The organism is Pseudomonas sp. L13 (assembly GCF_009935965.1).
In the GTDB taxonomy this organism is placed as follows: domain Bacteria; phylum Pseudomonadota; class Gammaproteobacteria; order Pseudomonadales; family Pseudomonadaceae; genus Aquipseudomonas; species Aquipseudomonas lactis.
In genome coordinates, this window is the sequence record NZ_QODJ01000045.1 from 1 (window position 1) to 22,458 (window position 22,458).

At 59.7% G+C, this 22,458-nt stretch carries 22 protein-coding genes; 6 read left to right on the forward strand and 16 right to left on the reverse strand.

Going from position 1 to position 22,458, the window contains the following annotated elements:
* Positions 1–109 precede the first annotated feature (109 nt).
* Both DK871_RS20385 and DK871_RS20390 read right to left on the reverse strand, forming a co-directional pair.
* On the reverse strand, positions 110–994 hold the full coding sequence (locus tag DK871_RS20385; protein WP_161906425.1) for a sugar nucleotide-binding protein: 885 nt from the start codon (positions 992–994) through the stop codon (positions 110–112).
* Positions 995–1,106: 112 nt separating this feature from the next.
* On the reverse strand, positions 1,107–3,191 hold the full coding sequence (locus DK871_RS20390) for a mechanosensitive ion channel family protein (protein WP_161906426.1): 2,085 nt from the start codon (positions 3,189–3,191) through the stop codon (positions 1,107–1,109).
* A 187-nt stretch (positions 3,192–3,378) separates the two neighbouring features.
* Here DK871_RS20390 and DK871_RS20395 point away from each other — a divergent pair, with 187 nt between their 5' ends.
* From DK871_RS20395 to DK871_RS20410, 4 genes are read left to right on the forward strand one after another with little or no spacing between them, the layout of a single operon-like run.
* Positions 3,379–4,305 (forward strand): DUF72 domain-containing protein, encoded by a 927-nt coding sequence (locus tag DK871_RS20395; protein WP_003194609.1) that lies wholly within the window; start codon positions 3,379–3,381, stop codon positions 4,303–4,305.
* The gene (locus tag DK871_RS20400) at positions 4,302–5,078 is read left to right on the forward strand and encodes an endonuclease/exonuclease/phosphatase family protein (protein WP_032895083.1); all 777 of its coding nucleotides are present in this window, start codon (positions 4,302–4,304) and stop codon (positions 5,076–5,078) included. Before DK871_RS20395 ends, DK871_RS20400 begins: the two co-directional genes overlap by 4 nt.
* Positions 5,075–6,337 carry a cardiolipin synthase ClsB gene (gene clsB, locus DK871_RS20405; RefSeq protein WP_161906427.1) on the forward strand — a complete coding sequence of 421 codons (1,263 nt, stop codon included), beginning with the start codon at positions 5,075–5,077 and terminating at the stop codon, positions 6,335–6,337. The genes DK871_RS20400 and clsB overlap by 4 nt, the downstream gene beginning before the upstream one ends.
* Entirely contained in the window at positions 6,327–7,292 is a 966-nt protein-coding gene (locus DK871_RS20410; protein ID WP_161906428.1) for a lysylphosphatidylglycerol synthase domain-containing protein, read from the forward strand. Before clsB ends, DK871_RS20410 begins: the two co-directional genes overlap by 11 nt.
* Positions 7,293–7,405: 113 nt before the next feature.
* On the opposite strand, the gene DK871_RS20415 is transcribed toward DK871_RS20410, so the two are convergent.
* From DK871_RS20415 to DK871_RS20425, 3 genes are all read right to left on the reverse strand, one after another.
* A complete protein-coding gene (locus DK871_RS20415) occupies positions 7,406–8,161 on the reverse strand; it encodes a S9 family peptidase (RefSeq protein ID WP_019818878.1) in 756 nt (251 codons plus the stop codon).
* The gene (locus DK871_RS20420) at positions 8,151–9,260 is read right to left on the reverse strand and encodes a DUF3182 family protein (protein ID WP_161906429.1); all 1,110 of its coding nucleotides are present in this window, start codon (positions 9,258–9,260) and stop codon (positions 8,151–8,153) included. Before DK871_RS20420 ends, DK871_RS20415 begins: the two co-directional genes overlap by 11 nt.
* A gap of 167 nt (positions 9,261–9,427) precedes the next feature.
* Positions 9,428–10,399 carry a GlxA family transcriptional regulator gene (locus DK871_RS20425; RefSeq protein WP_161906430.1) on the reverse strand — a complete coding sequence of 324 codons (972 nt, stop codon included), beginning with the start codon at positions 10,397–10,399 and terminating at the stop codon, positions 9,428–9,430.
* A gap of 96 nt (positions 10,400–10,495) precedes the next feature.
* Between DK871_RS20425 and DK871_RS20430 the strand changes: the two genes are divergently transcribed.
* Positions 10,496–11,059: a cysteine hydrolase family protein gene (locus DK871_RS20430; protein WP_032895077.1), complete on the forward strand. Its 564-nt coding sequence runs from the start codon at positions 10,496–10,498 to the stop codon at positions 11,057–11,059.
* Between the two features lie 21 nt (positions 11,060–11,080).
* Here the strand turns inward: DK871_RS20430 and tam are convergent, their stop codons facing one another.
* The 3 genes from tam to DK871_RS20445 all read right to left on the reverse strand — a co-directional run bounded on the left by tam (position 11,081) and on the right by DK871_RS20445 (position 13,947).
* Positions 11,081–11,842, reverse strand: a complete 762-nt coding sequence (gene tam / locus DK871_RS20435) for a trans-aconitate 2-methyltransferase (RefSeq protein ID WP_161906431.1) — start codon at positions 11,840–11,842, stop codon at positions 11,081–11,083.
* Between the two features lie 185 nt (positions 11,843–12,027).
* Positions 12,028–12,543: a single-stranded DNA-binding protein gene (locus DK871_RS20440; protein ID WP_003232445.1), complete on the reverse strand. Its 516-nt coding sequence runs from the start codon at positions 12,541–12,543 to the stop codon at positions 12,028–12,030.
* 9 nt (positions 12,544–12,552) lie between these two features.
* Positions 12,553–13,947, reverse strand: coding sequence for an MFS transporter (locus DK871_RS20445; RefSeq protein ID WP_034133877.1), 1,395 nt, complete (start codon positions 13,945–13,947; stop codon positions 12,553–12,555).
* A 178-nt stretch (positions 13,948–14,125) separates the two neighbouring features.
* Here DK871_RS20445 and uvrA point away from each other — a divergent pair, with 178 nt between their 5' ends.
* The gene (gene uvrA, locus DK871_RS20450; RefSeq protein WP_003194630.1) at positions 14,126–16,960 is read left to right on the forward strand and encodes an excinuclease ABC subunit UvrA; all 2,835 of its coding nucleotides are present in this window, start codon (positions 14,126–14,128) and stop codon (positions 16,958–16,960) included.
* A 67-nt stretch (positions 16,961–17,027) separates the two neighbouring features.
* On the opposite strand, the gene bfr is transcribed toward uvrA, so the two are convergent.
* From bfr to rpmJ, 8 genes are all read right to left on the reverse strand, one after another.
* Complete coding sequence (gene bfr, locus DK871_RS20455) at positions 17,028–17,492, reverse strand: bacterioferritin (RefSeq protein ID WP_003176400.1); 465 nt, start codon at positions 17,490–17,492, stop codon at positions 17,028–17,030.
* A 155-nt stretch (positions 17,493–17,647) separates the two neighbouring features.
* On the reverse strand, positions 17,648–19,096 hold the full coding sequence (locus DK871_RS20460) for a catalase (RefSeq protein ID WP_047711897.1): 1,449 nt from the start codon (positions 19,094–19,096) through the stop codon (positions 17,648–17,650).
* Positions 19,097–19,333: 237 nt separating this feature from the next.
* The gene (gene rplQ, locus DK871_RS20465) at positions 19,334–19,720 is read right to left on the reverse strand and encodes a 50S ribosomal protein L17 (RefSeq protein ID WP_003176402.1); all 387 of its coding nucleotides are present in this window, start codon (positions 19,718–19,720) and stop codon (positions 19,334–19,336) included.
* 41 nt (positions 19,721–19,761) lie between these two features.
* Positions 19,762–20,763, reverse strand: a complete 1,002-nt coding sequence (locus DK871_RS20470) for a DNA-directed RNA polymerase subunit alpha (RefSeq protein ID WP_003176403.1) — start codon at positions 20,761–20,763, stop codon at positions 19,762–19,764.
* 22 nt (positions 20,764–20,785) lie between these two features.
* The gene (rpsD, locus tag DK871_RS20475; protein WP_003176404.1) at positions 20,786–21,406 is read right to left on the reverse strand and encodes a 30S ribosomal protein S4; all 621 of its coding nucleotides are present in this window, start codon (positions 21,404–21,406) and stop codon (positions 20,786–20,788) included.
* A gap of 18 nt (positions 21,407–21,424) precedes the next feature.
* Complete coding sequence (gene rpsK, locus DK871_RS20480) at positions 21,425–21,814, reverse strand: 30S ribosomal protein S11 (protein WP_002555466.1); 390 nt, start codon at positions 21,812–21,814, stop codon at positions 21,425–21,427.
* A 30-nt stretch (positions 21,815–21,844) separates the two neighbouring features.
* Positions 21,845–22,201: a 30S ribosomal protein S13 gene (rpsM, locus tag DK871_RS20485; protein WP_003194635.1), complete on the reverse strand. Its 357-nt coding sequence runs from the start codon at positions 22,199–22,201 to the stop codon at positions 21,845–21,847.
* Between the two features lie 129 nt (positions 22,202–22,330).
* Positions 22,331–22,447 (reverse strand): 50S ribosomal protein L36, encoded by a 117-nt coding sequence (rpmJ, locus tag DK871_RS20490; RefSeq protein WP_002555468.1) that lies wholly within the window; start codon positions 22,445–22,447, stop codon positions 22,331–22,333.
* Between the last annotated feature and the right edge of the window lie 11 nt (positions 22,448–22,458).

Sequence of the window (22,458 nt, forward strand, 5' to 3'; positions counted from 1 at the left end):
CGCGTTCTTAAACCTTACGATGAACCAGTTTGATGCGCGACAGCGCTATGTCGGAGACTTAGTGGGGCCTCCCACATAAGTCCCCTCCCACTTTTGGTTTTGGGGGGTGTCAGCTATGGCGGTAGAAGCGATCCAGTAGCGCCGGCAAGCCTGCCCGCCATGCCCGTGGCTTGATGCCAAAGGTATGCAGGATTTTCTTGCAGGCCAGCACCGCATGCTGCGGCTCATCCGCCGCATCCGGCCGCGCTGCGTGAGCCTGGGCGGTGGGGGACTCGATGGCGAGCGGATGGAAGTTGCGCGCTTCAGTGAGAATCGCCTGGCCCAGCGCCAACGGCGTCGTCGCCTCGTGGCCGGCGTAGTGGTAAGTGCCCCACAGTGGCGCGGCGCAATCAAGTTGCTTGAGCACCGAGATGATCACCCGCGCTGCATCGTCCACCGGCGTCGGGTTGCCCCGGCGGTCGTCGGCCATCAGTAGCTCGTCGGCGCTCTCGGCCCGGGCCAGGAAGCGCCCGAGCGTGCCGTCGGCGCTGTCATCGAGCAACCAGCCAAACCGCAGCAGTACATGCTGCGGGCATGTGGCGCGCACGCTTTGTTCGATACGCCATAACGCCTGGCCGCGCAGGCCCAGGGGCACCGGCTCGTCTTTCTCGCTGTAGGCGGTGGCGCGGGAGCCATCGAACACACGGTAGCTGGACGGCTGCAGCAGGGTGATGCTGTGATGCTGGCACAGCTCGGCCAAGCGTTCGATGGCGAATTCCTGGGCGGCCAAGCGGGATTCGCTCACGGCTTCGGCCTGGAACCAGTCGAAATAGTAGGCGAGGTTGATCAAGGCATCGGGACGGGTGTCGTCGAGCAATTGGGTGAGGCTTGCGGCATCCCAGCCGTCTTGGGGCGGTTTGGGGGCGAGGAAACCGATGTCTTCCTCCGCACCGAGGCGAATCAGCGCCTGCCCGAGGGCATTCCCGCCGCCCAGTAACATAAGGCGCATTCGCATAGATTGAGCAGGCCCGGTCTGTTTGGAACGATGGTTATTATCGACAGGCAGGTGTGCGCTGTCGTAGGTCATTGCCAGAATCGTTGCATTTTGCGGGCTTATAGCGCAACCGTCACGGATTAAGTGTCTTGACGTCGGGTTCGGCGGCCTCCTGTTTCAGCGCCGTGCGCGGTGCGAGCAAGAGCTGCTGTGGATAAGTTTGGGCGAAGTGCACCGCCTCACAGTTATCCACAAGCTTTTTCAGACGCTGGTTAAACGCACGGCTGACCGCGTATTGGCCACCCGAAACCGTGCGGAACTGCGCGGTGAGCACCACGCCATTGAGGTCCATCTTGTCCACCCCGAACACCTCCAATGGCCCTTGCAGATTGTACTTGAGGAACACATCGTCGCGGATCGACTGGCCGGCTTCGCGGATCAGCTCCACGGCCCTGTCCACATCGGTGTCGTAGGTGAACTGCACCGAGAAGAACGCATAGGCGAATTGACGGGACTGGTTGGTGACCGCCTTGATCTGCCCGAACGGCACCGAATGCACAAAGCCCTTGCCATCACGCAGGCGCAGGGTGCGGATGGTCAGGCCTTCGACGGTGCCGGCGTGGCCAGAGTCGAGCACCACCCAATCGCCGATGGACAGGGTGTCTTCGATAATGATGAACAGGCCGGTGATCACGTCCTGCACCAGTTGCTGGGAACCGAAACCGATGGCCAGGCCCACCACCCCGGCGCCTGCCAGCAACGGCGCGACATTGATGCCCAGGTTGGCCATGGTGGTGATCGCGCAGATCACCACCAGGATGATCTTCACCGCATTGCGCAGCAGCGGCAGGATGGTTTTGACCCGGGTGCTGGGCTGGCGACTGGAGCGTTTGTTCACCGGTGGCTTTAGGGCTTCCTGGATCGCGGTGTCGAGCACCACCCAGAACAGCCAGGTTACCAACAGGATCAGGCCGATACTGCTGAGAGAATCACTGATGGCCCGGCCCACCGAGTTGCGCTGGGCGAATTCGAACAGCGAAACGCCCCAGATACGCCCGAGTATCTCGATAAACGCGATGGCCATGACGATACGCAAAATCGCGTGCAGCAAACTGAGGAAGCGTTCCTTGTAGGCGCTGCTGCGTTGGATCGACACCTGGCTGCGGGACTTGAACAAGTGTTGCAGCACGGTGCTGAGAAACACCGTGCCGATCAGCAACAAGGTGGTGAGCAGTGCGCAGCGCAGGGCCTCTTGGTTGTCGTCGCCGGCGCCGATCAGGTTGACCGCCGAAACCAGCACCATCAACAGAATCGGCCAGTACCAGAGCCCGGAAAACACCCGCAACGATTGTTGCAATGCCGGGTGCTTGAGGCGCTGGGCCAGCGGCCGGTTGCGGATCAAATGGGCCACCGGGCGACGCAGGCGTACCACCAGCACGCCAAAGATGACCGCGGCAAACAGGCCGGTAAACACAGCGATGCTGCTGGTGATATTGCCGCCCAACTGACGAGCGATTTGCGGGCTGGTCAGCGCATCGCTGAGGGCCGCGAGAAAGCCGATCAGGAACAGCGGCTTGGGGCAATAGTCACGAATGATCTGAACAGCAGGCCGCTTGTGCCCGACGTTGAACATGACAATGACGCACAGCAACAGCGAGGTGGAAAAGATGCCACTGCTGGTGGCGTAGGCAAAACACAGCGCCAGGGCGCGACCGATAGACGCGGCTAAAAAGTGACTGACATAAAGCGTCAACGGCAGGCAGATCAGCGCTGGGATCGTGTAGGGCACCACATAGCCCAGCAAGCCTTGCAGCCGTTGACGCCGCGCAAGGAATGGGCGGCGGCTCGTGCGTTTCACAACCAGGCGCCCCAGCATCGTCAGCACAGCAAAGGCACCGGCCCACACGCCGGACAACAGCAGGAAATCGCCGGCCACGCTCCACGGCGAGCGTGCGGTGGTCTGGTCCACCAGGCGCCCGACTTCATCCGCGGCGCGGTCGGCACGCAGGCGCCAGGCGTCAATGAGGTTCTGGTTGAGGTCGAGCTTGTCTTGCACGTCATCAATGCTGGAACTGATGGCCCCCAGCAGCCCGCCTTGCACCAGCAATTCCGGCTTGGCCGGCGTCTCGGCAGCGGGTGCCGTCGCTGCGGCTTGCAGTGCGCCGTTACCGCAAAGCAGCAACGCACCGAGCAGTAATGCAGTCTTTAGATTCAGCAAAACAGCGAGCTCCTTCAGCAGGGTCTGTAAGGAACTGACGGGTTTAGGCCTTGATCGTTCCCCGCATGGGCGATGCCCTGCCATCTTTTCCTACCCTGTACCGCCTGTAGGAATGTGGAAACTTTCAGCCAAATAGCGCAGTCATCCCATAACGGAGGTCAACCACCCACCAACCACGGGAGCACACATGGCGGCGATTCACATCGGCATTTCCGGCTGGCGCTACACGCCCTGGCGCGGGGATTTCTACCCCGAAGGGCTGACCCAGAAACGCGAGTTGCAGTTTGCGTCACGCGCCGTCAACAGCATCGAAATCAACGGCTCGTTCTATGCGCTGCAAACCCCTAAGCGCTATGCCGAGTGGTATGCCGATACGCCCGAAGGCTTCATGTTCAGTGTCAAGGCGCCCCGTTTCATTACGCATATCCTGCGCCTGCGCGACGTACACAAACCGATGGCGAATTTCTTCGCTTCCGGGGTGCTGGAACTCAAAGAAAAACTCGGCCCCATCCTCTGGCAGTTTCCGCCCAGCTTCAAATTCGACGCCACGCTGTTCGAAACTTTTCTGGCTGAATTACCCACCGACACCCAGCAGGCCGCCGCCCTCGCCCGCCAGCATGAGCCGCGCCTTAACGGCAAGGCGAGCATGAAGGCCTATGCCAAGAAGCCGTTGCGCCATGCCGTGGAGATTCGCAACACGAGTTTTGCGGTGCCGGAGTTCATCCAGATGCTGGATAAGCACGGGGTGGCCCTGGTGGTCGCCGACACCGCAGGCAAATGGCCGTACATGGAAGACGTGACCGCCAACTTCATGTACCTGCGCTTGCATGGCGACAAGCAGTTATACGCCAGCGGCTATAGCGCCGAAGCGCTCCAGCGCTGGGGTGACCGCATCGAGCGCTGGGCCCACGGCAAGCAGCCTGCCGATGCACACCTCGTCGACCCGCACCACACGCCCCGCAGGCGTAAACAGCGCGATGTGTTCTGTTTTTTCGACAACGACATCAAAGTTCGCGCGCCCTTCGATGCACGCCAATTGCTGCAACGTTTCGGGCTGGACCAACACCTGCTCACCGAACCTGGCCGGCTGCCGGAACCAGGAGTATTGCCATGACGCATCCAGAGCTGATCCCCACCCCGCCGACCACCGCTATCACTCGTTTTACAGTGCTGACGGTCAATATCCACAAGGGTTTCACCGCGTTGAATCGCCGCTTCATCTTGCCCGAGCTGCGTGAAGCGGTCCGCAGTGTGGGCGCGGACATGGTGTTTTTGCAGGAAATCCATGGCACCCACGAACGCCACCCACAGCGCTACAGCGACTGGCCGAAAATGCCGCAGTATGAGTTCCTGGCGGACAGCATCTGGCCGCAGTTTGCCTATGGGCGCAATGCGGTGTACCCCCATGGCGACCATGGCAATGCGCTACTGTCGAAATTCCAGATCATTCGCTACGACAACCTCGACATCTCGCAAAGCGGCCATGAAAACCGAGGCCTGCTGCATTGCGTGCTGCGCCTGCCGGGCAGTGGTCAGCAAGTGCACGCCATCTGCATCCACCTGGGCTTGCGCGAGGTGCATCGCCAACAACAATTGCGGTTACTGGAACAACGTATCAGCGAGATTCCGGCCGATGCGCCGTTGGTGGTCGCCGGCGACTTCAACGACTGGCGGCAAAAGGCCGATCTGAGCCAAAGCGGCCTGCAGGAAGTGTTTATGCACACCCTCGGCAAACCGGCGCGCACCTTCCCGGCGCGCCTGCCGCTACTGCCGCTGGACCGCATTTATGTGCGCAATTTGACGGTGCACAACCCGCGCGTGCTCACCACTCGCCCCTGGTCCCATCTCTCAGACCATGTGCCGCTGTCGGTGGAGGTGGAACTATGAACGTTGCGGTAGACCATATCGCCACAGACCAACCGCCAGACGACAGCAAGGCGCGGGATCTGGATTACGGCTGGCAGAGCGGCAACCAGGTGCAATTGCTGGAGAACGGCGAGGCGTATTTTCCTGCGGTATTCGGAGCGTTGCGCAGCGCCGAGCGCGAGATCCTGCTGGAGACCTTTATCCTCTTTGAAGACAAGGTCGGCTTTGAGCTGCACAGCATCCTCATCGAGGCGGCCAAGCGCGGGGTGAAGGTGGTGGTCAGCCTCGACGGTTTTGGGTGTGGCGAGCTAAGCCCGGGCTTCCTGCGGGAATTGGCCGAAGCCGGGGTGATGGTGCAGATGTTCGACCCGGCGCCCAAGACCCTGGGCATACGCACTAACTGGTTTCGCCGCCTGCACCGCAAGATCGTCGTGGTTGACGCCCGCGTGGCGTTTATCGGCGGGATCAATTTTTCTGCCGACCACCTGGCGGATTTCGGCCCCGAAGCCAAACAGGATTACTCAGTACAGGTGTTCGGCCCCGCTGTGGCCGACCTGCACCATTTCGCCCTCGCCCAAAGTGGCCGCCAGGTGCGCAGCCGTCGCGGTTGGCGGCGGCGCCAGCAACGGCCTTCGCCCTGGACGAACGAGCCAGGCGACGGCCTGGTGCGCCTGATTTACCGCGACAACATCCAGCATCGTGACGACATCGAAGACGCGTATATCCATGCCTTGAGCCAGGCCCGGCAGCGGGTGGTGATCGCCAACGCGTACTTCTTCCCCGGCTACCGCCTGCTTCGCGAGATCCGTAACGCGGCGCGTCGTGGCGTGCACGTGCAGTTGATCATGCAAGGCCAGCCGGACGTGCTGTTGGCGAAACTCGCCGCGCGCATGCTCTATGACTACTTGCTCAAGGATGGCGTGGTGATCCACGAATACTGCCAACGCCCGCTGCACGGCAAGGTGGCGCTGGTGGATGACGAATGGAGCACCGTCGGCTCCAGCAACCTGGACCCACTGAGCCTGGCATTGAACCTGGAAGCCAATGTGCTGATTCGCGACCGGACTTTCAATCAGCAGCTATACGAACGCCTGGAAGCCCTCGCCCACAATCATTGCCAGACCATGCCGGAAAAGCGCAAACCGCGCCTGTGGCTCTGGCGCCTGACCGTGGGTTTCCTGGTGTTTCACGTGATGCGCCATTTCCCGGTACTGGCCAGTTGGTTGCCGGCCCACAAACCGCGCTTGAAGCCTTTTGAGACCACACCCCATGACGTCTGAAGCCCGCCCCCAAGCGCAAGCCTCTGGGTTCAAGCGCTGGAAGAAACCGCTGACGATCGCGTTCTTCGTGCTGCTGATCGTGTTGTTTACCCTGCTCGCCCGGCGCATCGACTGGAGCGAAGTGTTCCAGACCCTGAGCGAGTTCAAGCTGCGCACATTGTTCATCGCCGGCGCGCTGACGCTGTGCAGTTTTATCGTCTATGCCTGTTTCGATCTGATAGGCCGCACCTACATTCGCCAACCATTGCGCTGGAAGCAGATATTGCCGGTGGGCATCATCAGCTACGCGTTCAACCTCAACCTCAGCGCCTGGGTCGGCGGTATCGCCATGCGGTATCGGCTGTATTCGCGCCTGGGCGTGAGCACCAGCAATATCGCCAAGATCCTCGGCCTGAGCCTGGCCACCAATTGGTTCGGCTATATGGCGTTGGCCGGGGTGGTGTTCAGCAGCGGGTTGGTGACCCTGCCGCCAGGCTGGAAGCTCAGCAGCGGCGCCTTGCAAGGGGTCGGGGTGTTATTGGTGCTCGCGAGCCTGGGCTACCTGGCGGCGTGCCGGTTTTCGAAAAAACGCGCCTGGTCGATTCGCGGTATCGAGATCAACTTGCCGTCGCTGCGCATGGCCTGTTTGCAGCTGGCCCTGGGTGCGTTGAACTGGTCATTGATGGCCGCGGTGATATTTACCCTGCTGCCGGCCAAGCTGGATTATCCGCTGGTGCTGGGGGTGCTGTTGATCAGCGCGATTGCCGGGGTGGTCACTCATATCCCCGCCGGGTTAGGGGTGTTGGAGGCGGTGTTCATTGCGCTGTTGCAGCATGAGGCGTCGCGAGGGAGTTTGCTGGCGGGGTTGATCGCGTACCGGGCGATTTATTTTATTTGCCCGTTGTTGATTGCACTGGTGATGTATTTGGGGGTGGAGGCCAAGGCCAAGGCGTTGCGGGTGAAGAAGGCAGCCTGAGGAGACTGTGGTGACTGTTGGATCGCTATCGCGGGCAAGCCCGGCTCCCACCTTGGAACGCACTCCCCTGTGGGAGCCGGGCTTGCCCGCGATAGCGATCACAAGGGCAACGACTATCGGGCCTGGATGATGCTCAACCGCTCCCCCACCACCATCTCGGTAATCCAGTCCACCAGGATCGAGGTGTACGCCTGCTGCGACACCGGATCGCTCAGGGAATGGTCGGCGCCGTCGATGATGCGGTGGGTCAGGGAGTGGGTTTGCTGGCATGCCGCGCGGTAACTCATGATGGTGGCGTGGGGCACATGGTCGTCGGTTTCCGACTCGACAATCAGCACATCGCCGGTAAATTGCGCACAGGCGTGCAGGGCCCGATTGGTTTCGGCGTGCACGAGGGTGCCGCGGTAATCCATCAGGTCGGCTTTGTCCAAGTCGCGCTTGGGCTTGAGCCATTCCTGGTCGCGATACAGCGCCGGCACTCGCAGCGCCAGCCAGCGCACCGGCCGCAGTGAGGTGAGGATCGCCGCCAGGTAGCCACCATAACTGGTGCCCACCACCGCCACCGCCGAGGTGTCGATCGCTGGGTGGGACAGTAGGCGGTCATAGGCCGCCAGCAGGTCGCGCAGGTTGTCTTCGCGGGTGACGCGGGACAAGGGGATGCCGGTGCCAGCATGGCCACGCAGGTCGAAGGTCAGGCACACACACCCAAGGCCTGCGATACCTTTGGCCCGCTCCAGGTCGCGCTCCTGGCTACCGCCCCAACCGTGCACGAACAACACACCGGGCACTTTGGACTTGGGGCTGAGGAAGGTCCCGCTCATCTGTTCGTCGTCTATATCGATGGTGATGCTCTCGCTTCTAGCCGTCATAAGTCTTGACCGTCACATACTTGAGTAAAAAGTCGCTGTTTTCGGCCGGGCCTCGGTATACCTCAATGGCATCCGCCGGCAGCGCTTGGTCTATATAGGTTTCTACCGAGGACACACGGATGGCCTTGAGGCCCGGATGGTTGATAAAACTCTGCAACGCCGCGACTTCCGCGCTGCTGGCCCCGCCCATGCGCCAGGATTGTTCGAGCACGCCACTGCGGCGCTGGCCGGTGCTGTCCAGGCCTTGGGCGATGTCGTAGTTGCGGCGCGAGGCGAAGAAGCCTGGGTAGGCCTCATTCGCAGCACGGTCGAACACCAGCGCCTGTTCGATGGCCTTACGCACGTTTTCAGGCAGATCCAATTTGAGCAGGGCTGCGTAATCACCGGGGACGGCCAGCAGATCGGAACCGCCGTAGACCTCTTCCCCCTGCCCGTCTTGCGTCAGATGCTGCTCACCGCAGTAGCTGAAGAGGTGATCGCCGATAAAACTCTGGCCCACACTATGGGTGACCACCTCGTGCAGGTCTTGTTCCAGCACCACGCCCTGATTGAACATTCGGGCCGCTTCCGGACGCGCCACTATCGCCTCGAATTCATCCAGGCTGTGGATAACTTCCTGCCCCCGCCCTGCACAGGCATTTACGGGTTTCAGACGAATCGGGCCGCTGTAGAGCAAGCGGGTCGCGGCAGGCCGCGCGTCCTCAAGGGCGAACACACTCACGCCGTCCAACACCACGTCACGCACACGCTCGCAGAATGTCGGCGACCAGCCTCCGGGCGCCTTGGCCTCGGGACTCAACAAGCCGTGACTGATGGCTTTGGTGCAGATGAAGGCGTGATCGACATAGCCGCCCCACAGATCTTGTTGCCCCTGGATATTGAGCTGTTGCGCTTGGGCGAGTCCGACCAGGGTTTGCGTGGGCAGCAGATACAACTCCCGACCCGCATGCAGAGCCGGGTCGTAACTACCACCGAACTTGAGCCCCAGGACCTGCGCCAGCCAGCGTGCGAGGGCGCGGTTGGTTTCGATTTCATGCAAGGGCGCGCCTTCTCGCATGGAGTGGGCAACCACCAGCTTCTTGCGACTTGTGGGGGTCATGCGGTCCCCTTTCTATCAGCCTTGTGTAGCAGGAGGGCTGCATGGATCAGGCCAACGCAGGGTTTGCGGGGATGGCCGTTAAATCAATCAGTTGCGCAAAAAGTGATAGCCGTTAGCCTGTTTTATTCTGCACGACCCTAAGTTAACCCTGCGGCGTTCTGCACGATTCAAACCCCAAAACGGTTGCGGTAATCGCTGGGGGACAGACCGGTGATTTTCTTGAAGATGGCGCGAAAGGCGCTGGGGTCCTGATAGCCCACGGTCCAGGCAATGTGATCGATCGTGCCGTTGGTGAACTCCAGCATCTGCCGTGCCTTGCCGACCCGCAGGTGCTGGCAGTACTCGGTGGGTTTCAACCCGGTGGCGTTGCGAAAGCGGCGCAAGAACGTGCGCTCCTCCAGGTTCGCCGCCTGCGCCATCGCCGCCACGGACACATCCACCGCACCACTGGCCTGCAGCCAATGCTGGACCTTGAGGACTGCACCATCGCCGTGCCTGAGAATCGGCGAAAAGTTGCTGCCGCATTGGCTGGCGCTGGCGCTGTGTTCGATCACCAGAAAACGCGCCGTGTCGGCTGCAACGCTCGGGCCCATCAGGCGGTCGACCAGGCGCAGGCCCAGTTCGGACCAGGCCATCAGCCCAGCGGAGGTAATCAGGTCGCCGTCATCGACGATGGGTTTATCCGCTTCCAGGCGCACCGCCGGATAACTGGCCGCAAAGGACTTCGCGGACGACCAGTGAGTGGTGGCGCTGCGGCCATCCAACAGGCCGCTGCGCGCCAGCATGATCGAACCGATGCACACGCCGCCCAGCACGGTACCGGCTGCATGTTGCTGGCGCAGCCATTGCAGCAGTGCAGGCGGCGCCTGGTCTTCGGTGAACTCTGCGATCGAGGGTGGCACCAGCACGGCCATCATCGGTTGGTCGGGACCTGGGTGGCTGTCGAACGCGCGTACGGGCGTGCCGTGGGCATCAACCTGCCAGTGGCTGACCCGCAGCAGCGGCAGTTGCGCACATTCATGCTCGGCGGCGATGCGGTTAGCGACCCCGAACAGGTCGGTCAGCCCGTGGACTGCGGCGAGTTGCGCGCCCTGGTAGATCAACACACCCAGCTCGGCAGTGCTGCGTTGCGCGGCCATTGTCAGTTTTCCCCCTGTTATTGTCGGTGCAGCCAATTCTCGGCGTGATCGCCAGCTAAGATACTAGGCCCATCAACCCATCACGAGGCAACACACATGGCCAAGCAGGCGCTCATCCTAATCGATATCCAGAACGACTACTTCCCCCAGGGCAAGTGGCCGCTCGACGGCGTGGAAGCCGCAGCGGACAAGGCGGCGCAGGTGCTACAGGCGTTTCGGCAAGCAGGCGATGCGGTGATTCATGTACGCCATGAGTTCGCTGGCGACGACGCACCGTTCTTCACTCCGGGCTCCGAAGGCGCGCACTTGCATGCCAAGGTGCTCAACGAGGGCGATGAACCGGTGGTGCTCAAACACTTCGTGAATGCGTTTCGCCAAACCAACCTGCGTGAACTGCTGGAACAGCGCAGCATCACCGACGTGGTGGTAGTGGGCAGCATGAGCCATATGTGCGTTGACGCCGTGGTGCGGGCGGCGGCGGACCTGGGCTACAAGGTTACGGTGATTCATGATGCCTGCGCGACCCGCGACCAGGAGTTCAACGGCCAGGTGATTCCGGCGGCGCAGGTACACGGCGCGTACATGGCCTCCTTGGCCTTTGGCTATGCGGGTGTGGTGTCGGCAGAGGAATATTTGAAGGCCCAAGCAGCGGCCGCGTGACCGCCACTCGGGCCGGTCGCTTCAGCGTGTGGCGATGATGAACAGGCGCGGAAAGGGCAACAACACCGTGCCATCGGCCAGGGCTGGATAAGCCTGGGTAATTCGCGCCTGGTATTGCTGCAGGAAGGCGGCTTTTTCATCGTCGGTCAACGGCGCAAGAAAAGGCCGTAATGCCGAAGCCTTGAACCACTCCACCACCGCCCCGTGGTCCGCCAACGGGTGCTGATAGGTGGTGCGCCACACATCCACGGTACTGCAATGCTTGCTCAGCAGTTCGTAGTAGTAACTGGCGGTGTGCCGTTCATTGTGTTTGACCGCCCCTATCTTCGCCGACCACGGGCCATCGGCCGCAACTTCACGGGCCAGGCGATGGGCGGGCTCGTCAAGGTTGTCCGGGGTTTGCACCGCCAGCGTACCGCCTGGGTTCAGTTGGTGGACCAAGTGCGGGTAGAGCGTGGCGTGATCGGGCAGCCATTGCAGCGAGGCATTGGCCAGGATCACATCCAAGCGTTGCGCCGGATGCCAGGCGCCGATGTCTGCCAGCTCGAAGTTCAACCTGGGCAGGCGCTTGCGGGCGTCCAGCAACATGTCATCGGAGCTGTCCATGCCCGTGACGTGCGCTTGGGGGAAACGCTCGGCCAGTACTTCGGTGGAGTTCCCCGGCCCGCAACCCAGGTCAACGGCGATCTCCACGTCGGTGTTGGGAATTGCCGCCACCAGGTCACGGACGGGTCGAGTGCGCTGCTGTTCGAACATCGTGTACTGCTTGGCAGACCAGGTCATCACAGCTTTCCTTCTTGCTAGAGGTGGCGACAGCCTAAATCTTGTGAGCCATGAGAACAAATGCTGGGGTTAGTGTGCTGTCTGTACAAAGGCATCCCGTTCACCCACGCCTGACCATCGCCCATAAAAAACCCCCGATGCTTTCGCTATCGGGGGTTTTGTTTGTTCAGGGTCGGTCTTGGACCTTAGAACGGGATATCGTCATCAAAGCTGTCGAAATCCGGAGCCGGCTGGGGAGCAGCCTGTTGTGGCGCTGGGCGCGACTCACGCTGTGGCTGCTGGCTTGGCTGCGGACGCGACTGCTGTGGGCGCGGTGCCGAGTTGGACATGCCACCCTGGCCCTGTTGGTCGCCCTGTGGACGGCCGCCCAGCAGTTGCATGGTGCCTTGCATGTCGACCACGATTTCGGTGGTGTAACGCTTGATGCCGTCTTTTTCCCACTCGCGGGTTTGCAGTTTGCCTTCGATGTACACCTGTGAACCTTTGCGCAGGTATTCACCGGCGATCTCTGCGACCTTGCCGAACATCGACACGCGATGCCATTCGGTCTTCTCGACCTTCTGGCCGGTCTGCTTGTCGGTCCACTGTTCGCTGGTCGCCAGGCTCAGGTTGGTCACGGCGTTACCGTTAGGCAAGTAGCGAACTTCGGGATCCTGGCCGCAAGTACCGACCAATATGACTTTGTTAACCCCACGGGCCATAACGTTCTCCTAGGCTGGGCGCGCTGTCGGCACTGGGTTGACCAGTTGCTCGAGCGTCGCGCGATCCAATAATTCGGTGTCCAATTTGATGTAAATGGCCGCCTCTTCCGCGACCACGACTGCATCCGTTACCCCTACGACGGCCTTCAGGCGCTCGACCAGGCCAGCTTCGCGGATCGCCTCGGGCGATAGCGGCAAACGCAGGCTGGTGACGTAGGGAGGTTCGCGCATGGTAACAGCAAAGACCAGCCAAAGTGCAGCCAGCGCGGCGCATCCGAGGAACACAACCGACAAACCGCCATGCTGGAACATCCAGCCGCCCATGATGCCGCCCAACGCGGAGCCCAGGAACTGGCTGGTGGAATACACCCCCATGGCCGTGCCCTTGCCGCCCGCCGGTGAAACTTTACTGATCAACGACGGCAACGACGCTTCGAGCAGGTTGAACGCGGTGAAAAACACCACCGTGCCGATCACCAGTGCTCGCAGGCTGTCGCCGAACTGCCAGAAGAATAGTTCAGTGAGCATCAATGTCGCGACGGCGCCGAGTAAAACTCGTTTCATTTTGCGTTTCTTCTCGCCATAGATGATGAACGGGATCATGGCGAAGAACGAAATCAGCAACGCAGTGAGGTAGACCCACCAGTGCTGCTCCTTGGGCAGCCCGGCTTTTTCCACCAGGGCCAGGGGCAAGGCGACGAAGCTGCACATCAGCATGGCGTGTAATACGAAGATACCTAAATCCAGGCGCAGCAGGTCCGGGTGCTTGAGCGTCGGCAGCAACGCCTTGCGTGCGACGCCCGATTCACGGTGCGCCAGGGTGCCGGTGGAGCGCGGCACCATAAACGCCACGATCAGAATGCCGAACAACGCCATGCCGCCCGTGGCCAGGAACAGCCCATGCAAGCCGAACGCGCGCGTGAGCAAGGGGCCGACCACCATGGCCACGGCAAACGACAGGCCGATGGTCATGCCGATCATCGCCATGGCCTTGGTGCGGTGTTGTTCGCGGGTCAGGTCCGAGAGCAGCGCCATCACGGCGGCGGAAATTGCCCCGGCGCCCTGCAGGATGCGCCCGGCGATCACGCCCCAGATCGAATCGGATTGGGCCGCGAGCACACTGCCAAGGGCAAACACGATCAACCCGAGATAGATCACCGGGCGACGGCCAATGCGGTCGGAAATAATCCCGAACGGGATCTGGAAAATCGCCTGGGTCAGGCCATAGGCACCAATCGCCAGGCCGATCAAGGCGGGGGTGGCGCCTGCGAGATCCATCCCATAGGTGGCCAGCACCGGCAACACCATAAACATGCCCAGCATACGGAAGGCGAACACCAGGGCCAGACCGCTTGCTGCTCGGGTCTCGCCGCTACTCATGCGTTCGCTGTGGGGATCGTGCATGGAAAAACCTCGTGTGAACCGGCGGCGATTCTACCAGTCCCATCGATTGAGAGGGTATATGCGGCGCTTTGCCGCGCAGCTTTCATGTAAGGCTGCAAGCGGCGTTTTGACAGTGTATATTCATCCAGTCTTTAGCCGTATACTCCGGCATCATTTACGCCCGCCGTGCGAGGCCATCTTGGACAAGATCCTGATTCGTGGGGCTAGAACCCACAACCTGAAGAACATCGACCTGACCCTGCCCCGGGACAAACTGATCGTCATCACCGGCTTGTCCGGCTCCGGCAAATCGTCCCTGGCGTTCGACACGCTGTATGCCGAAGGTCAGCGTCGCTATGTGGAATCGCTGTCGGCCTACGCCCGGCAGTTCCTGTCGATGATGGAAAAGCCCGATGTCGACACCATTGAAGGCCTGTCGCCGGCTATTTCCATCGAGCAGAAGTCCACGTCTCACAACCCGCGCTCTACCGTGGGTACCATTACCGAAATCTATGACTACCTGCGCCTGCTGTACGCACGCGTGGGTATCCCCCGCTGCCCGGACCACGATATCCCCCTGGAAGCCCAGACCGTCAGCCAGATGGTCGACCTGGTGCTGGCCCAGCCCGAAGGCGCCAAGCTGATGCTGCTGGCGCCTGTCATTCGCGAGCGCAAGGGTGAACACCTGTCGGTCTTCGAAGAGCTGCGTGCCCAGGGCTTCGTACGGGCGCGCATCAACGGCAAGCTCTACGAGCTGGATGAAGCGCCGAAGCTGGACAAGCAGAAAAAGCACTCCATTGATGTGGTGGTCGACCGTTTCAAGGTGCGCGCCGACTTGCAGCAGCGTTTGGCGGAATCGTTCGAAACCGCGCTGAAGCTGGCCGATGGCATTGCCTTGGTAGCGCCGATGGATGACGAGCCGGGCGAAGAGATCATCTTCTCCGCGCGTTTTGCCTGCCCGATCTGTGGCCATGCCATCAGTGAGCTGGAACCCAAGCTGTTTTCCTTCAACAACCCGGCCGGCGCCTGCCCGACCTGCGACGGCCTGGGCGTGAAGCAGTTTTTCGATATCAAGCGCCTGGTCAATGGCGAACTGACCTTGGCCGAGGGTGCGATACGTGGCTGGGACAGGCGTAACGTCTACTACTTCCAGATGCTCGGGTCATTGGCGTCACACTACAAGTTCAGCCTGGAAGTGCCGTTCAACCAACTGCCGGCAGACCAGCAGAAGGTCATTCTCAATGGCAGCGGTTCGCAGAATGTCGACTTCAAGTACCTGAACGACCGTGGCGATATCGTCAAGCGCTCGCACCCGTTCGAAGGCATCGTGCCGAACCTGGAACGCCGCTACCGCGAAACCGAATCGGCGAGCGTGCGCGAGGAGTTGGCGAAATTCCTCAGCACACAGCCATGCCCGGATTGCCGTGGCACGCGTCTGCGCCGTGAAGCGCGGCATGTATGGGTAGGCGAGAAGACCCTGCCGGCAGTGACCAACCTGCCGATCGGCGATGCCTGTGAATACTTTGGCGTGCTGAAGCTGACCGGTCGCCGCGGGGAAATTGCCGACAAGATCCTCAAGGAAATTCGCGAGCGATTGCAGTTCCTGGTTAACGTAGGCCTGGACTATCTGTCGCTGGACCGCAGCGCCGACACCTTGTCTGGTGGTGAGGCACAGCGTATTCGCCTGGCCAGCCAGATTGGCGCCGGTCTTGTAGGCGTGCTGTATATCCTCGACGAGCCATCGATTGGCTTGCACCAACGGGACAATGACCGCCTGCTGGGCACGCTCAAACACCTACGCGATATCGGCAATACCGTGATCGTGGTCGAGCACGATGAGGACGCCATCCGCCTGGCGGACTACGTGGTCGATATCGGCCCCGGCGCGGGCGTGCATGGTGGCCATATCGTTGCTGAAGGCACGCCTGCCGAGGTGATGGCACATCCTGATTCACTGACCGGTAAATACTTGTCCGGCCGTGTGAAGATTGAAGTACCCGCCAAGCGCACACCGCGTAACAAGAAGATGGCGCTGCATCTCAAGGGCGCGCGCGGCAACAACCTGCGCAATGTCGACCTGGAGATTCCGCTGGGCCTGTTGACCTGCGTGACCGGTGTTTCCGGTTCGGGCAAGTCGACGCTGATCAACAACACCCTGTTCCCCCTGAGTGCCACCGCCCTGAACGGCGCGACCACCCTGGAAGCAGCGGCCCACGACAGCATCAAGGGCCTGGAGCATCTGGACAAGGTGGTCGACATCGACCAGAGCCCGATTGGGCGTACGCCGCGTTCAAATCCAGCCACCTACACCGGGCTGTTTACGCCTATCCGTGAGTTGTTCGCTGGCGTGCCAGAGTCGCGCTCACGGGGTTATGGGCCGGGTCGGTTCTCGTTCAACGTCAAGGGTGGCCGCTGTGAAGCGTGCCAGGGCGATGGCCTGATCAAGGTGGAGATGCACTTCCTGCCGGACATCTACGTGCCGTGCGATGTGTGCAAGAGCAAGCGCTACAACCGCGAGACCCTGGAGATCAAGTACAAGGGCAAGAGCATCCACGAAACCCTGGAAATGACCATCGAGGAAGCTCGCGAGTTCTTCGACGCGGTGCCGGCGTTGGCGCGCAAGCTGCAGACGCTGATGGATGTGGGCCTGTCGTACATCAAGCTGGGGCAATCAGCGACCACGCTGTCGGGTGGCGAAGCGCAGCGGGTTAAGCTGTCTCGCGAGTTGTCCAAGCGCGATACTGGCAAAACCTTGTACATCCTCGACGAGCCGACCACCGGCCTGCACTTTGCGGATATTCAGCAATTGCTGGACGTACTGCACCGCTTGCGGGACCACGGCAATACCGTGGTGGTGATCGAGCACAACCTTGATGTGATCAAGACGGCCGACTGGCTGGTAGACCTGGGGCCGGAAGGTGGCTCGAAGGGTGGCCAGATCATCGCAGTGGGCACGCCGGAGCAGGTTTCCGAAATGCCTCAGTCGCACACCGGTTACTACTTGAAACCGTTGCTGGAACGCGACCGGGCCTGATTTTTTCATCGCCCAATAAAAAGCCCCTGTCACTTTGCGGTAACAGGGGCTCTTTTATAGCCGGGAATCAGAACTGCGATTGCAGGTAATTCTCCAGGCCGATCAGCTTGATCAGGCCCAACTGCTTTTCCAGCCAGTAGGTGTGATCTTCTTCGGTGTCATTCAACTGCACACGCAGTATTTCCCGGGTGACATAGTCGTTGTGCTGCTCGCAAAGCTCGATGCCCTTGCAGAGTGCAGCACGGACCTTGTACTCAAGGCGAAGATCGGCAGCGAGCATGTCAGGCACTGTGGTACCCACGTCCAGATCATCAGGACGCATACGCGGGGTGCCTTCGAGCATCAGGATACGGCGCATCAGGGCGTCAGCGTGCTGTGCCTCTTCTTCCATCTCGTGGTTGATACGCTCGTAGAGCTCGGTAAAGCCCCAGTCTTCGTACATACGCGAATGGATGAAATATTGGTCACGAGCTGCCAGTTCGCCCGTCAGCAACGTGTTGAGGTAATCGATTACGTCGGGGTGACCTTGCATCGCCCTACATCTCCCTGCTTGAAAGACTGTAGTTTGAACCATGCTGACTTGAAGGTCACGGGACAAACGGCAGAAAAGCGAAGATTTTCAGGAAAAAGTAGCTGAAATAACGCAAAAACCGCCCAAATGAGGGCGGTTCTGCTTATCGTTTAGAGTCAGTTAAGCGATACACCCAGTGCCTTTGCGATTGCTTCTCCATAAGCCGGGTCCGCCTTATAGAAGTGCTGCAGTTGACGCTGGACTACGTCGCTGGAAACGCCCCCCATAGCACCGGCGATGTTATTGGTGAGCAGGGCTTTCTGCTCATCATTCATCAGACGGAACAACGCACCGGCGTGGCTGTAGTAGTCCGTATCTTCACGATGATCGTAGCGATCAGCGGCGCCGCTCAGGGCCAATGCTGGTTCTGCATATTGCGGGGCTTGTTTCGGTGCGTCGGCATAGCTGTTTGGCTCGTAGTTCGGAGCCGCTCCACCGTTGCTGCCGAAAGCCATGGAGCCGTCACGCTGGTAGCTGTTAACCGGGCTACGTGGCGCGTTCACCGGCAGTTGCTGGTGGTTGGTGCCCACACGGTAGCGGTGCGCATCGGCGTAGGCAAAAACCCGACCTTGCAGCATACGGTCCGGAGACAGACCAACGCCTGGGACCATGTTGCTTGGGCCAAATGCGGCCTGCTCGACTTCGGCGAAGTAGTTCTGCGGATTACGATTGAGCTCCAACTCACCCACTTCAATCAACGGGAATTCTTTTTGCGACCAGGTCTTGGTCACGTCAAACGGGTTCTCGTAATGGGCGTTCGCCTGTGCCTCGGTCATGATCTGGATGCACACGCGCCACTTAGGGAAGTCACCGCGCTCGATTGCACCAAACAGATCACGCTGGGCGTAGTCAGGGTCGGTACCCGCCAAGCGGGCAGCCTCGGCCGGCGCCAGGTTCTTGATGCCTTGCTTGGTCTTGTAGTGCCACTTCACCCAATGACGCTCGCCCTGGGCGTTGATCAGGCTGTAAGTGTGGCTGCCGAAACCGTGCATGTGACGGTAGCCGTCTGGAATGCCACGGTCCGAAAACAGAATGGTGACCTGGTGCAGCGCCTCCGGGGAGTGCGACCAGAAATCCCACATCATTTGCGCGCTTTTCAGATTGCTTTGGGGCAGACGCTTCTGAGTGTGGATAAAATCCGGGAATTTCAGCGGGTCCCGGATAAAAAACACAGGCGTGTTGTTACCGACGATGTCCCAGTTGCCTTCCTCGGTGTAGAACTTCAAGGCGAAGCCACGTGGATCACGCTCAGTGTCAGCCGAACCACGCTCACCGCCTACGGTGGAGAAACGCAGGAACGTAGGCGTCTGCTTGCCAACGGACTCGAACAACTTGGCGCTGGTGTACTGGGTAATGTCTTTTGTCACGGTAAAGGTACCGAAGGCACCCGAACCTTTGGCGTGCACGCGACGCTCAGGGATATTTTCACGGTTGAAGTGAGCAAGCTTCTCGATCAGGTGGAAATCGTCGAGCAGCAAGGGGCCACGTGGGCCGGCGGAACGTGAGTTCTGGTTGTCCGCAACGGGTGCGCCGCTGGCGGTGGTAAGGACTTTATTCTGGCTCATGCGCATCTTCCTCAGGTCGGGCTTGGAACTGCCGGCTAATCGGCTTGGAGGGAGTATTGACCATCCACATGACACCTACAAATTCATTAAATTGTAGGCATCAATAGAAAATAACTACCAACATACCCAACGCTCATAGTGAAGCGTGTCGCTTGAGGATTCTTGTACGCAGCGCGCTTTTGTTACGCGCACAAAAAACCGGGCACTAGGCCCGGTTTTTCGTTGCAGCTTGTCGTTTTACTCGGCGCTTACAGCTTCGCCGGCAGTAGCACGATCAACCAACTCGACGTACGCCATAGGCGCGTTGTCGCCAGCGCGGAAACCGCACTTGAGGATGCGCAGGTAGCCACCCTCACGGGTAGCGTAACGCTTGCCCAGGTCGTTGAAGAGCTTACCAACGATAGCTTTCGAACGAGTACGGTCGAAAGCCAGACGGCGGTTAGCCAGGCTGTCTGTCTTGGCCAAAGTGATCAGCGGCTCAGCAACGCGACGCAGTTCTTTAGCTTTCGGCAGTGTAGTTTTGATCAGCTCGTGCTCGAACAGCGACACCGCCATGTTTTGGAACATGGCCTTGCGGTGCGAGCTGGTACGGCTCAGGTGACGACCACTTTTACGATGACGCATGGTTCATTCCTTACCAAACTCACGTTCGGTGATTACGACGATCAGGCAGTCGCCTTGTCGTCCTTCTTAAGACTTGCAGGCGGCCAGTTGTCGAGGCGCATGCCGAGGGACAGACCGCGGGAGGCCAGAACGTCCTTGATTTCAGTCAAGGATTTCTTGCCAAGGTTCGGAGTCTTCAACAGTTCTACTTCGGTGCGCTGGATCAGGTCACCGATGTAGTAAATGTTTTCCGCCTTAAGGCAGTTAGCCGAACGTACAGTCAGTTCCAGATCGTCAACCGGGCGAAGCAGGATCGGATCGATCTCGTCTTCCTGCTCGATTACCACTGGTTCGCTGTCACCTTTGAGGTCGACGAACGCAGCCAACTGCTGTTGCAGAATGGTTGCAGCGCGGCGGATAGCCTCTTCAGGATCCAGGGTACCGTTGGTTTCCAGATCAATAACCAGCTTGTCCAGGTTAGTACGCTGTTCGACACGGGCGTTTTCCACCACGTATGCGATACGGCGAACCGGGCTGAACGAAGAGTCAAGCTGCAAGCGACCAATGCTGCGGCTTTCGTCTTCATCGCTCTGACGCGAGTCGGCCGGTTCATAACCACGACCACGAGCTACGGTGAGCTTCATGTTCAGGGCGCCGTTAGACGCCAGGTTAGCGATTACGTGATCGGGGTTAACGATCTCGACATCATGATCCAGCTGAATATCGGCAGCGGTAACCACCCCCGAACCCTTCTTCGACAAGGTCAGCGTAACTTCGTCACGGCCGTGCAGCTTGATAGCCAGACCTTTAAGGTTCAACAGGATTTCAATTACGTCTTCCTGTACACCTTCGATGGCGCTGTACTCGTGGAGCACACCGTCAATCTCGGCCTCGACTACTGCACAGCCGGGCATTGAGGACAACAGGATGCGGCGCAGCGCGTTGCCCAGGGTGTGGCCAAAACCACGCTCGAGAGGCTCGAGAGTAATTTTGGCGCGGGTTGGACTGACAACCTGCACATCAATGTGGCGGGGTGTCAGGAACTCATTTACCGAAATCTGCATGGATGCACCTATTTTCTAGCCCTTACTTGGAGTAGAGCTCGACAATCAGGCTTTCGTTGATGTCGGCGGACAGATCACTGCGAGCAGGAACGTTCTTGAAAACGCCCGACTTCTTCTCAGTGTCTACTTCTACCCATTCTACGCGGCCACGTTGGGCACACAGATCGAGAGCTTGGACAATGCGAAGTTGGTTTTTTGCTTTCTCGCGAACTGCGACCACGTCACCAGCACGAACCTGGTAGGACGGAACGTTTACGGTCTGACCGTTAACGCTGATCGACTTGTGCGATACCAGCTGACGGGATTCGGCACGAGTCGAACCAAAGCCCATACGGTATACAACGTTGTCCAGACGGCATTCGAGCAGTTGCAGCAGGTTTTCACCGGTTGCACCTTTCTTGCCAGCAGCTTCTTTGTAGTAGCCGCTGAACTGACGCTCGAGAACGCCGTAGATACGACGGACCTTCTGCTTTTCACGCAGTTGGGTGCCGTAGTCGGACTGGCGACCGCGGCGTTGGCCGTGGATACCAGGTGCTGCTTCAATGTTGCACTTCGATTCGATCGCGCGCACGCCGCTCTTCAGGAAGAGATCGGTGCCTTCGCGACGAGCGAGTTTGCATTTTGGACCAATGTAACGAGCCATTCTTTACAATCTCCTGGATTACACGCGGCGCTTCTTCGGCGGACGGCACCCGTTGTGCGGGATTGGCGTCACGTCGGTGATGCTGGCGATCTTATAGCCACAGCCGTTCAAAGCACGGACAGCAGACTCACGACCTGGACCTGGACCTTTGACGTTAACGTCGAGGTTTTTCAGGCCATATTCCAGCGCAGCTTGACCAGCACGTTCAGCAGCTACTTGAGCAGCAAACGGGGTGGACTTGCGGGAACCGCGGAAACCCGAACCACCGGAGGTAGCCCAAGAAAGCGCGTTACCTTGACGGTCGGTGATGGTCACGATGGTGTTGTTAAAAGATGCATGGATGTGGGCGATGCCATCAACCACTGTCTTTTTAACTTTTTTACGAGGACGAGCAGCAGGTTTTGCCATGATAATTTTCCTGTCGATTCGCTGGGGCGATTACTTGCGGATCGGCTTACGCGGACCTTTACGGGTACGCGCGTTAGTCTTGGTACGCTGACCGCGTACTGGAAGACCACGACGATGACGCAGACCGCGATAGCAACCGAGGTCCATCAAACGCTTGATTTTCATGTTGATTTCGCGACGCAGGTCACCTTCAGTGGTGAACTTCGCCACTTCGCCACGCAGCTGTTCAATCTGCTCGTCGCTCAGATCCTTGATCTTAGCGGCTGGGTTTACCCCAGCGACCGCGCAAATTTTCTGCGCAGTAGTGCGACCAACACCATAGATGTAGGTCAGCGAGATAACAGTGTGCTTGTTATCTGGAATGTTAACGCCTGCAATACGGGCCATTCAGTGGGACTCCAATTGACAGCTACCTACGCCCCGGAAGCCAAGAAATAGGGCGCGAGATAATATCGCTGTAATAACAAATAATCAACCCGGCAGCGCACTAGCTGCCGGGCTTCAAGCGGATCACACTCAGCCTTGGCGCTGTTTGTGACGCGGTTCCGCGCTGCAAATTACTCGAACAACACCTTCGCGGCGAATAATTTTGCAGTTACGGCACAGCTTTTTCACCGATGCACGAACTTTCATCACCAACTCCT